Source organism: Psychromonas sp. B3M02 (genome assembly GCF_003318165.1).
Taxonomy (GTDB): domain Bacteria; phylum Pseudomonadota; class Gammaproteobacteria; order Enterobacterales; family Psychromonadaceae; genus Psychromonas.
In genome coordinates this window covers 1-12,224 of record NZ_QOCB01000052.1, presented here as the reverse complement: position 1 = coordinate 12,224, position 12,224 = coordinate 1, and the positions used below count along the sequence as shown (strand labels likewise).

Annotated in this window: 8 protein-coding genes; 5 read left to right on the top strand and 3 right to left on the bottom strand. The window is 36.1% G+C overall.

Annotation, left to right across the window (positions count from 1 at the left end):
• The first annotated feature begins 172 nt into the window (after positions 1 to 172).
• The 3 genes from DS885_RS07055 (at position 173) to yqfB (ending at position 4,105) form a co-directional block, all read left to right on the top strand.
• The gene (locus DS885_RS07055) at positions 173 to 1,918 is read left to right on the top strand and encodes a methyl-accepting chemotaxis protein (protein WP_113818731.1); all 1,746 of its coding nucleotides are present in this window, start codon (positions 173 to 175) and stop codon (positions 1,916 to 1,918) included.
• Between the two features lie 288 nt (positions 1,919 to 2,206).
• Complete coding sequence (locus DS885_RS07050; protein ID WP_113818730.1) at positions 2,207 to 3,646, top strand: methyl-accepting chemotaxis protein; 1,440 nt, start codon at positions 2,207 to 2,209, stop codon at positions 3,644 to 3,646.
• A 129-nt stretch (positions 3,647 to 3,775) separates the two neighbouring features.
• Positions 3,776 to 4,105 (top strand): N(4)-acetylcytidine aminohydrolase, encoded by a 330-nt coding sequence (gene yqfB / locus DS885_RS07045; RefSeq protein ID WP_113818729.1) that lies wholly within the window; start codon positions 3,776 to 3,778, stop codon positions 4,103 to 4,105.
• Here the strand turns inward: yqfB and DS885_RS07040 are convergent.
• Both DS885_RS07040 and DS885_RS07035 read right to left on the bottom strand, forming a co-directional pair.
• Entirely contained in the window at positions 4,097 to 6,331 is a 2,235-nt protein-coding gene (locus tag DS885_RS07040; RefSeq protein ID WP_113818728.1) for a sensor domain-containing phosphodiesterase, read from the bottom strand. The genes yqfB and DS885_RS07040 overlap by 9 nt on opposite strands.
• Positions 6,332 to 6,769: 438 nt before the next feature.
• On the bottom strand, positions 6,770 to 8,074 hold the full coding sequence (locus DS885_RS07035; RefSeq protein ID WP_220149662.1) for a DEAD/DEAH box helicase: 1,305 nt from the start codon (positions 8,072 to 8,074) through the stop codon (positions 6,770 to 6,772).
• 253 nt (positions 8,075 to 8,327) lie between these two features.
• Between DS885_RS07035 and DS885_RS07030 the strand changes: the two genes are divergently transcribed.
• A complete protein-coding gene (locus tag DS885_RS07030) occupies positions 8,328 to 9,878 on the top strand; it encodes a methyl-accepting chemotaxis protein (RefSeq protein WP_113818727.1) in 1,551 nt (516 codons plus the stop codon).
• 55 nt (positions 9,879 to 9,933) lie between these two features.
• On the opposite strand, the gene DS885_RS07025 is transcribed toward DS885_RS07030, so the two are convergent.
• Positions 9,934 to 10,755 (bottom strand): GGDEF domain-containing protein, encoded by an 822-nt coding sequence (locus tag DS885_RS07025; RefSeq protein ID WP_113818726.1) that lies wholly within the window; start codon positions 10,753 to 10,755, stop codon positions 9,934 to 9,936.
• A 534-nt stretch (positions 10,756 to 11,289) separates the two neighbouring features.
• On the opposite strand from DS885_RS07025, the gene DS885_RS07020 reads away from it, so the two are divergent.
• The gene (locus DS885_RS07020; protein ID WP_113818725.1) at positions 11,290 to 12,153 is read left to right on the top strand and encodes a polysaccharide lyase family 7 protein; all 864 of its coding nucleotides are present in this window, start codon (positions 11,290 to 11,292) and stop codon (positions 12,151 to 12,153) included.
• Positions 12,154 to 12,224: the final 71 nt, after the last annotated feature.

The window sequence follows — 12,224 nt, the reverse complement described above, 5'->3', positions numbered from 1 at the left end:
GTTGCTTACTATGATTGGTATTAAATAGAAATTGTTAGATTAATGATTCGAATCCCGATTTTTACCTGACTAAAACTAATCCATTTTGGGTAGCAATTATTACTATTTGCTTGTATAAATAGAAGTGGGTCAACTTCACACTTTTAATAAAGGGCATGGAATAAGGAATAATATGTTGAAAAGGATTTCGTTTAAAGCAAAGCTTGTAGTGCTAATGATCACTATTATTTTGGTGACATTAATCACTTCCTATTACAGTGTAAATTATTATATCAGTAGTTATATTGCGTATAACGACAGTAATAATATCCAATCAAAACTCTCTCTGTTAAAAAGTAAAATATCCAGTGATGTTAATAACGATATTAATTTAGCTAAAAATCTCAATTTTAGTTTGATCAGAATTAAACAAACAATGGACGCGACTGATTACCTAAAAATTATCAAAATTGCCAATAACTTTGTGTTTGACGAAACAGGTAATGTACAAGATGAAGGCGAGGCAGAACGTTATAAACAGCAGCTTAAGCAAGCTAATGGAGAAATAATGATCAGCAATCTATTTTATTTGGATGAGCAGCCAGTCTATAGCATTACCATTCCGAGGAAAAATAATGAAGGGGACTTGTTTTTTGTTTCGTTAAGTAAGCTTAAAGCAACACTAGAGGCTTCTACAGTCAAAGGTAGCTATATAGAATTGTTGGATGCTGCTGATAATGTCATTTTCTCGAATAAGCAAGCGGGAGATTTAACATTAATACCAGAAAAGATAAGTGTTGGTAATATGCAATGGACCTTAAATGGTTATATCGACAATGCCCATATTCAAGAAAATACAGGACAACTAAATCAGTCAATCACTTCTGCACTGTTAATGGCCGCTTCTGTGATAATCATTATTGCTATTTGTTTAATTAACGCTGCCTTTAACCCCATTGTTGCTTTACGTAATGTAGTCACTGACCTCGCTACAGGAACAGGAGATTTAACCCATCGTTTGCAAGTAGAAAGTCAGGATGACCTTGGAAAAATCGCGGAAGGAATTAATCAGTTTATCGCCAACCTACAAGCCATGATGCTGGATATCTCAGCGTCAAGCCAACATATCAGCGAACAAATTAAGCAGTTCGAGGAACAGTCAAGTTCAAACCAACAAGTATTAGAAGTACATAATACTGAGATGGATATGGTCACGACTTCAGTGAATGAAATGAGTTCAACGGCACAACATGTAGCAGAGAGTGCCTCCACTGCAGCACAACAAACTGAATCCACGAATGGTGAAGCAGAACAATGTAAGGTCATTGTGCATCAAGCAGTGACTGATGTGACGGCATTAGTCTCACAAGTCGATGAAACCGCACAAACGGTGTCGGTTATGGTAGAGGATACGGTGCAAATCACTAATACCTTAAAAGTGATCGGTGAAATAGCTGAGCAAACTAATCTCCTTGCGCTGAATGCGGCCATTGAAGCGGCAAGAGCTGGAGAGATGGGAAGGGGGTTTGCTGTCGTCGCAGATGAAGTGAGAGCATTATCAATGCGCACTCGAGAAAGTACTGCTGAAATCAGTGATATGTTAACTAAATTAAAAGCAGGTTCAGATGAGCTGGTTACTAGTATGGTTGTCACTAAAGACAGTTGTCAAAAAACAGCGGCAACCACAGCTCAAGTGATGGATTCGTTAGGCATCATGACTGGGTCGGTTAATCAAATCAGCGATGTAACCTCACAGATCGCAACCTCAGCAGAACAACAAAACCTTGTGACGGAAGAGATGAATAAAAATATGCTGCAGATTAAAGGGTTAATCGAAACATTAAATACAAACGGTATTCAGACGAGCAATTCAGTTAATCAACTGACAGAAAGTAATCAAGATCTCGTTAAAATAATCAGCCAATTTAAAGTAGTGTGAATCATGTGTGGGTTAACGACCTTAAAACAATGACTTGTTAACCACATATTTTGTTAGTTAAACGGTGATTATTGTAAATAAACGTCACTTGTTGAACTGAGTCACACTTTAGAGGTATATTGGATCCTAAAATATTTTACTGAAAAACTTAAATAAATTTAATTTATCTTGTTAATCAGTGTAATAGATTGCGAAGTCTATTTTACGATCTAACGATGCAATATTAAAAGGTATGCATAATAAAACAGATCTTATCTGTGATTTACCCCTACTTTATATGGAAATAATATGAAACAAGTTCAATTTAGAAATATTGATAAGTTATTTATCAAGATGTCATTGTTTGACAAATTCTGGGTCATTTTTGGCCTGTTTGTCATTATTCTTAGCTTTATTTCTATTAATCGATACCTTGATACTGTGGACATGATTGAAGAACAATCAGCTCAAATACTAGAGCAACGTTTATCAGGTATGGTGATAGCACTTGAGTCCACTAATCAACTCGATAAAATTGCTGATTTAGGGGTAACGTTTCCCGCTAGTACTTCTCACATGGTACGTAATAATGACCAGGTCACCGTGGTGGTTAAAACTAACTCACAGCAATACGTCTCATTGTCAGAATCTGTCGCAGCAATCGAAAAACCCGCAAAACAAAGTGCACTTAATAGTCTGTTACTGACGTTTTTATGGATATTGCCTTTTGCATTAGCCCTGTATTGGACTGCCACATTTTTACGTGGTGCATTATGGGTATTGTGGGATACGACCCTGAAAATTATAAAAGGGGATTTAACGTCTCGTTTAGGTTTTATTGAAGGTCGAGATGAATTCGGTACCATTGGTGCATGTTTAGATAAAGCCATGGATACATTATCAGAGCTTGTGGATACCGTGAAAGAAAATGCGTCAATGCTGCATCATACTTCATCAGATATTGCAGACCATAGTAAACAGAGTGAAATTCAAATAAACCAACAACATACATCGCTTGATTCAGTTGCTACAGCCATGGAAGAGATGACTGCTTCATCACTTGAAGTCACGGAGATATCGAAAAATGCCTCTAAACAAGTCGAGCTTAACTCCGAGCATGTCAAACAAAGTGATCAACGAGTTCAATCAGTAATTAGTGAAATTCAGCAACTGTCTAATTATATCGAAGAAACGTCATATTCAGTGGCTACATTACAAGAAAATGCGACACAAATAGATGAAGTGATCACCACAATTAACTCCATTTCAGATCAAACCAACTTGTTAGCGCTGAATGCCGCTATCGAAGCCGCACGTGCCGGTGAAATGGGACGAGGGTTTGCCGTTGTCGCAGATGAAGTGAGAACATTAGCAAGTAGAACGCAATCTGCTACGGTAGAGATTCAATCTATGATCAGTAACCTTCAGTCTGAAACCAACAATATCTCTACTATTACCAATAATACAGTCTCTCAGGCTCAGACCAGTACGGATTTGATTAAAGAGATTGGTACTGATATCAATGCAATTGCCGAATCATCACAAGCGGTAATAGAGATGACTTTCCATATTGCAACCTCTTCAGAGGAGCAAAGTGCGGTCGCAAATGGTATTGCTTCGGACTTAACAGGTGTACGTGATCAGTCTACATCGATCCGAGATTATGCTCATAAATCATCTTTGGGTACTAAAGACTTATCGGAAGGTGCAGAAAAATTAAGTAAGATCTTATCGCACTATAGAACTTAGCTTAAACCTATTAGTAAAGCATTATCCTACTGCTGTAGGGTAATGTTCTTTTCTCTACCGCTATCAAATACAATTAATAGTTATAATCAAAGCTATACTCAAAGCTATACCCTGAATCTTAGGAACATTATGTCTAAATCCAATGTCGATCTATCTAAAATTACATTTTTTGAACGTTTTGAGTCAGACATTTTATCTGGAAAGAAAACCTTAACCATTAGAAATGAAGAAGAAAAACATTATTTGCCTGATAGCAGAGTAGATGTGTTTACTTTTGAAGATAATCGTTGGATTTGCCGTATTAAAATAACTAAGGTAGAGCCTATATTATTCGAGAATTTAAACCATGAACATGCTAAACAAGAAAATATGAGCTTAGCAGATTTAAAATCAATAATTAAACAGATCTACCCGGGTATTAGCCAACTCTATGTCATCTATTACACATTATTAGTGTAAAGACATACGTTTGTGCCAATTAATATAATCAATTGCAGACATTGGTTTAGCAATTAAATAGCCTTGTATCCCATCGCTCTTTTTCTCTTTTAAAATGTCAAACTGTTGCTTTGTTTCAACACCTTCTGCCATCACCGAAATATTTAAGTTTTTTGCCAAGTTAATAATGGTTTCAACTATCGGTAAACCTGTTTCGAGGTTTGATATGTTATCGATAAAGCTTTTATCAATCTTCAATTCATCCACTGGATATGCATGTAACGTTGATAAACAAGAGTAACCTGTACCAAAGTCATCAATTGAAAAAGTAAAGCCAACATTTTTTAACTCATGCATTTGTTGCACGGTATAGGGGAGGTCATTGGATAACATAGTTTCTGTTATCTCTAGTTTTATTAGTGATGCTGGGACTTTATATTGATCAATAATCGATATTAATTCATCTTTTAAAGTGGGAGAGTTGAACTGATTTTGTGACATATTAATAGCAATGCGATAGTCGGGAGTGACTGATGGCGCTATAGCCAATTGATTAAGCAATTTACAAATATCATGTAATACAATATTTTGTAATTTTTGTATTAAGCCAAATTGTTCAGCGAGTGGGATAAATTGATAAGGTGGCACCAACCCCTTGCTTGGGTGATTCCAGCGAATCAATGCCTCGGCACCACTGACTTTTCCATGAACATCCACTTGAGGTTGAAAGTAAGCACAGAATTCATCGTTTTCAATAGCCCTGACTATTTCGCTTTCTAATTCAGTTTTAATCTCTAGTAGTGTTTGTTGTTTGGGATCAAAGAAACTGTAACCATTGCCACCTTTAAATTTAGTACGATACATAGCTGTATCTGCAAATTTAAGGATGTTATCTGCGTTTGCATGTTCTTTATCGATTAGGTAGATGCCAATGCTGGCACTAATTTGAAAGGCAAGTTTGCCGATATCAAATTTATCATTAAAAATAGATTGCACTTTTTTGACGAGTTGAATGACATTTTGTTCCGCTTGTTGCAAGTCAGCACCAATGGTATCAACAAGGATCACAAACTCATCGCCACCAATACGAGCCAGTGTATTAACTTTACCTAACACCGCTGAAAGGCGTTTTGCTGATTGAATAAGTAACTGATCTCCCGCTGCATGGCCGAGCGAGTCATTAATACGTTTGAAGTTGTCTATATCCAGAAATAACAGGGCACTGATGGTATCTTCTTGTTGTACTTTAACCACACACTGCTCTATACGGTCATTGAGTAAACGTCTATTAGGTAAACTGGTTAATGAATCATAATAAACCAGTTTCTTCACCTCGTTTTCACTATTTTTACGTCTGGTGATATCCCTGATCACCCATAACACATGGTCGCCATTATTGTAATTAATCTTAATGGTTCTGCCTTCGAAAATAAGTGTTTCAGAGCGTATTGTAAGCGTATATTCAAATACATGTATTTCATTGGTTTCCAATGTTTTATTTATTTTATCTAATACCATTAATGCATCACTCTCAGATAAAATATCTTTAATATTTTTGCCCACTAATTCATTGATAGGGTCGCTTAATAAATTTTCTGATGCTGCGTAAACATTGAGGTATAACCCTTCCTTGGTAATAATAATTGCTGGATCAGGTATTACTTTAATAAACGCATTAAGGTTTTGATTGGTAACTTTTAAATCTTTAACCAGTTTTTGCATTTGCAATGCATCGTTGCTTTTTTCAATGGCAATACTGGATAAATGGACAAAATAATCTATCAACTCGAGGTTCTTTTTTGATGCAACTTTAGGATCTGAATAATAGATGGCGAATGTGCCTAACACTTCAGATTTAGTGGAAATAATAGGCGTCGACCAACATGCTTTGAAATCGTATTGTTCTGCAATACTTTTGAAGTTTTCCCATAATGGGGAGTGAGGGATATCTTCCACTAAAACTCGTTTGCCTAAAAAAGCAGCCGTGCCACAGGAACCTACTGCAGGACCAATTTTAAGGCCGTTTATTAAGTGAGAATAGCTATCAGGTATGCTTGGCCCAGCGATACTATAAAGTAAGTTATCAATTAACTTTAATATTGAACATTTAGCATTATCATCACCTATTAATGCTTCAATCGCTAGGCAAATCGATGCTAAGGTTTCATGTAAAGGTTCGCCTAATGCTATTTTTGTGAGTATTTTTTGCTGGCTAGCTAGTAATTTCGTATTTTTCTGTAAATCCATAAAATGTGCCACAACCCTTGTGATAACCAATATTGGGCTAGTACCCCTTTATGGCTATAAACCTTTTTTGAATCATCGACTTACACAAGTTTATCGAAGTTTAATTAAGTGTAAGTGACTGTTTTATAATCAATTGTAGTATTTTTTTGGGGATATAGCGAATTTAAATGCTATTTGTTTTCAATTTATTATTTAATATAAACGTCATGACAATCGAGTTAATTAACTGGCTGTTTTTTAAAAATGAATACTGTAGATATTGAATTGATAGAATGCTGCAAATAAATGTAAAAAAACAGTCAACCTTGTTGTAGTTTAGGTTGATAATACTAAAGTGACCTGGCACGGAAAGTAGGGAATTCAGAAGGTTAAAAAAAGAGTGGTCAGAAGGTTAGGTTGTTAACCACTCTTGATAAACAGAACCTTGTTTGGTCGGTTCTACACTTTACCTAGCCAAATATCCGCATTAATTTGTGGCTGTTTACTGCGTTTCTTTTTGCCTGTACCTTGCGTAGGTGCTGTTATCTTATTTTTAGCCTGTAATGCCAGTTGTTCAAAGTCAGTGGTTTCAAACCCGTTTACTTGTTCACGCTCTAATTGAATCTTATGCTTTTTCTCTATAACTTTAAAATGTTGAACGTCTTCAAAATCAATGATTGATAAAGCCAAACCGACTTCTCCAGCACGTCCACTTCGACCAATACGATGCATGTAATCAGCAGGACTTCTAGGGAGATCAAAGTTGATCACAACGGGCAGTTTATCAATATCCAAACCACGTGCAGCAATATCAGTTGCAATTAACACTTGAATTTCACCTAGTTTAAATGCCTCCAAAACGCGTGTTCGTGCACCTTGAGCTTTATCTCCGTGAAAAACTTCAGCACTGATACCGCGTTTGGCGAGTTTATCTGCTAAATGTTTACAGGCTGATTTGGCGTTGACAAAGATTAAGGTTTGTTGCCATTGATGTTGTTTAATTAAATGTGATAACAATGCCGTTTTTTGGCCTTTATCAACAGTGAATAAACGCTGTACCAAGGTACTTTGTTCAGCGCTTTGTAATTGTATTTCCACTGGGTCATTAAGTAGATCTTTAGTCAGAGCCTTCACTTGTTCAGGAAAAGTAGCTGAAAACAGTAATGTCTGTTTTTGTGATGGCATCAATTTTAGTAAAGAAGCTAATTCATCGGTAAACCCTAAACTAAGCATTCTGTCTGCTTCATCTAATACTAAGGTGTTAACGTTATCCAGTTTAACGGCGTTACTATTAATTAAATCTAATAATCGTCCAGGTGTTGCAACCAAAATATCACTGCCGCCACGCAACGATTGCATTTGCGTATTAATAGACACACCACCAAAGACGGCAACCGTTTTGATTGCGCCATTGAAATGCGCAGCATAAGACTTAATACTATCCGCAACTTGTTTGGCCAGTTCACGCGTTGGTACAAGTACAAGATGAGAAACAAAATTGGCAGATGATTTATGTCCTGTTGCCTGTAATGCTAGGGTATTTAATATAGGTAACGCAAAAGCAGCCGTTTTACCAGAGCCTGTGTTAGCACCTGCAATAATATCTCTTCCGGCTAATACATTGGGAATAGCTTGCATTTGAATAGGGGTAGGTTGTGTATATTGCATTTCGCTTAAACGTTTCAATAAAGGGGAAACGAGTTTAAGTGTTTGAAATGAGTCGTTGTGTTGACTGTTTTTATCAATGTTAGCGTTGGAGATCATTAAATATATAACTCTAAATGTAAATAATAGTGGTCTATTTTAGCTTATTTTAAATACTTGTTCTCAATTAACTTAGGTAAACTTTAACCCTTTCTGTTTACCCGTTTATGTTACATCAGTTTCACAAAATCTATTATTAATTGCATTAAAGTAAACTTAAAGTCATTTTATGTTGTGTGTAGTTACCACCTTTGCCATATAATAATCTAAGATACACTCAAAAATTAAGTACTTTGCATATTAGGATATTTAGATGCGTGAAAATTTACCGGTAATTGACCTTAGAAAAACTTTTTCAGTAGATCAAAAGCTTATTTCAGTGACTGATACTAATGGTAATATAGTTGATTGTAATCAGGCTTTTATCGAGATAAGCGGTTTTAGTCGAGATCAATTGATTGGGCAGCCGCATAATTTAGTGCGTCATCCTGATATGCCTGGTGAAACATTTGCAGCAATGTGGGGCCAATTAAAACAAGGTAAACCTTGGATGGGCTTAGTAAAAAATCGTTGCAAAGACGGGGAATATTATTGGGTTGACGCTTATGTAACACCTGTTACGGAAAACGGGAAGGTTGTTGGGTATGAGTCAGTAAGGTCTTGCCCTAAACAACAGGATGTAATAAGAGCCGAGAAACTATACAAACGTGTTAATGCTGGTAAAGGATTAAGAAAAACGTTACCTATATCTTTACAAAACATAATACTTATCCTGTTGATGTTATCATCTTTAGTCCTTATCTCAATGGATGAAACACTAGCGACTATCATTTTATTGCTGATATCGAATATCGGTTATGCGTTATGGACAAGTATTGATAATAAAAATAACTTATTAGCTTTTTCTGAGTTATTAAGTGGTTATTTTTCTAATGAGCAAGCCGCACAATCTTATACATCCAGCACGGGCTTGTTAGGAAAGGTTAAAGCGGCTATTTTAAGTCAGCAATCACATTTAATAACGGTATTAAGCCGTATTGAGGGGGCAGCAATAAAAGTAACATCGGAATCCCATAATTCATTCGAATTGGTTCAACATTCAAAAAATGGTTTAGACCAACTACAAGCAAAAACACAACAAGTTGCTACTGCGAGTAATGAAATTACTGCAACAATCAGTGAAGTATCTTCGAGAGTTTCTGACACTGCAGAGCATGCTGAAACTGCTTTAGCATTAGCAAAAAAAGGTGAAACATTAGCAACGGTTACTAGTGAATCAATAGAAAAATTAAAAGAAACAGTACAAACAATTAACCATTCAGTGACGGAAGTGTCTGCAGAAGCGGAAAGAATTTCAACTGCCACCAATATCATTGACCAAATAGCGAAACAAACTAATCTACTCGCGCTGAATGCTGCCATTGAAGCTGCTAGAGCGGGTGAGCAAGGACGTGGTTTTGCCGTAGTAGCAGATGAAGTGCGTAATTTAGCTAAACATACACAGGACTCAACCAGTGAAATATTTAAGATTGTCGAGCTATTGACGGAAAAAACAAGTACAGCAGTAGTTCATGTAGAGCAGGGCACTATAGAAGCTGAAAATGGTTTAAATAACGTAATACAGAGTAGTGAAATGTTAAAAGGGATTGTTGATGCTGTTGCACAAATCTCTGATATGTCGATTCAAATTGCAACGGCCACTGAACAGCAGGCGCATGTATCGGAAGACATTAATCAACAAATGGTAGGTATTGCGACTCTGACTGATAAAAATGTGAATGTTTCAACGGAAACTGAAACCTCGATCAAAGATCTAAAACGAATTGCAGATGAGCTACATGAATTAGTGTTGCGCTTTAAGTAGAGCTTAGATTTAGCTATCAATAATATAGCGAAGTGAGATGTGGGGATTGAGTTACTTAGTAAGCAACTCGGTTTCTACCACTCTTTTTAGCGATATATAAGTTTTCATCGGCGGTATCAAATAAAGACTCAGTTGATTGCCCTTGTTCAGAGTAATTAGCAACGCCAAAACTACAGGTCACACTGTGTGCCAAGAAAAAAGCATCATTGATATCATTGTTTTCTTGCTCAATTTGCTCACTATTTAAATCAAAGGCTGTGATTTGATTTAATCCATAGTTACCAATCTGTAAACGTTGCTCAATAACCTTACGAAGCCTTTCAGCTACTAATATAGCTTCACTTAGTTTGGTATTAGGTAACAGGATCATAAACTCTTCACCACCATAGCGATAAGAAAAATCCGATGGCCGTATGGTATCCAGGATCAATTGACCAAATAACGCCAAAGTATCATCACCCACTGAGTGGCCAAATTTATCGTTCACGGATTTAAAGTTATCTAAATCACACATAATCATAGAGAAATCTACAGGCTCGCCTAAATACATCTCATTTTGCAAACTAGCTAATTTACGCTCTAAGTATTCTTTCTTTTTTAACCCAGTTAAATAGTCTAAGGATAAGTTGTTAATCTCATTCAAATTCTTAGCCGCTAAATCAATATGGCCATCAGCCAAAAGTTGGTTATGAGAATCTACAAAAGCATAATTCATGATGTCCCGGTAAAACAGTTCGCATTGCAGTTCACTGGTACACCGTAATGCATCATCAGGACTAGGGTATTTCACAAAATCTAGCAAGGTGAAGAAATCATCTCCGAATTTAAAACCTGTATCTAATTCAATTAATTCGCCTTTTTGATTCAAGACTTCCATAAATCTCCTTACATACGAAACGAATCAATAATTAGAGTAATGATACTTTAAAATGTTAGGGCTAGGTTGCGTTATATTTGTTAAATTATCGGCAAGTTATTATCAAACTTAAGTTTTTTCGGTCTATCAATACACTTTATGTGTTTAATTTGGTAAATAAAATACCTGTAAATAGTTAGCACGTAAGTCTCATCTATAACTCATTTAACCCGTCTGTAATGCAAATAATTATCACTTCTACTTTTTGTCAATCGTAAACAATTGATTTTATGTTCTCAATCACGAAATTTGAAAACCTTAACAAGAGATTGTGAGTGGTTGCCTATAGAATTTAAATAGTATTGTATTACTTAAATGGGTGTTGTTAATTTATCCGCGTATTCGTTATTTACCGCTTAAGTGATACCAATTGCATTAAATAAGTTATTTTAACAAGTAAAATAGATCTGTTACTTAGTGTGATTGGTATCAGTATGGATAGTAGGAGAATACCTTCATAATCTGATGGTTACTTTACCTTAAAGGAACAATAGTATGAAAATAAGTTATCTAAATAGCTCCATTTTTCTGGGGCTTACAGTGTTAAGCGGCAGTGTATTAGCTGCTGATACCGCTCCTTATAATTATGAAAATAGTGCGGGTACCGCTATTTTTAAGTCTGCACTAGATCAAGTTAAATTAACCTCTCCTGATGGTTCTACAAAATTAGCCGATGCGAGCTCTAGTGATCCAGATTTATCCTTTGATGGATATGTAACGGATGATTTTAGAGTGCCCAGTGGTCAAAATTATATGCAAATCACCCATGAAGGAGCATCATCATCACGTATGGAGTTTCGTCATCTAACTGACTTTAATCGCTCTGACACTAATACCATGGAAGGCACCATTAAAATAAACTCAACCAGTGATGGGTTATATGAAGTGACTGTTCTACAAGTACATAACTCCGATAGCGATAATATTGGCGCTCCTTTGATGCGAATTGCGCAGATAGTAGAGGATGGCACTAAATTTTATGAAGCAAAATTAAGGTTATCTGCCTGTGATAAAGACACCTGTGATGCCGAATATGATACGTATCGTTGGTTAGATAGCAGTGGTGAGCCTACTGTAGCAACTAATCAACACCGTTCATTTTACGTACAAGTTAAAGACAGTGTTGTGACCATGAAGATGGATGATATACGCGGCACATTAATGTGTCAGTCAGGCGGTGAGTATTCAGCTGATCATTGTGATGATGACGATCAAGAACACACTAATAGTAGTGGTGATCATGTTATTGATAGCGACTGGCCAGAAGATGGATTTTTCTTTAAAACAGGGGCTTATATTCAAGATGTGGGTACAACCGTTGTTCGTTACAAATCTTTATACTTTGATGTAGAAGGTTAATATCCTAACCGTTTCTGTAAACCTATATAATTAATACCAATCATAGTAAGCAACAGATCTATTTTACTTGT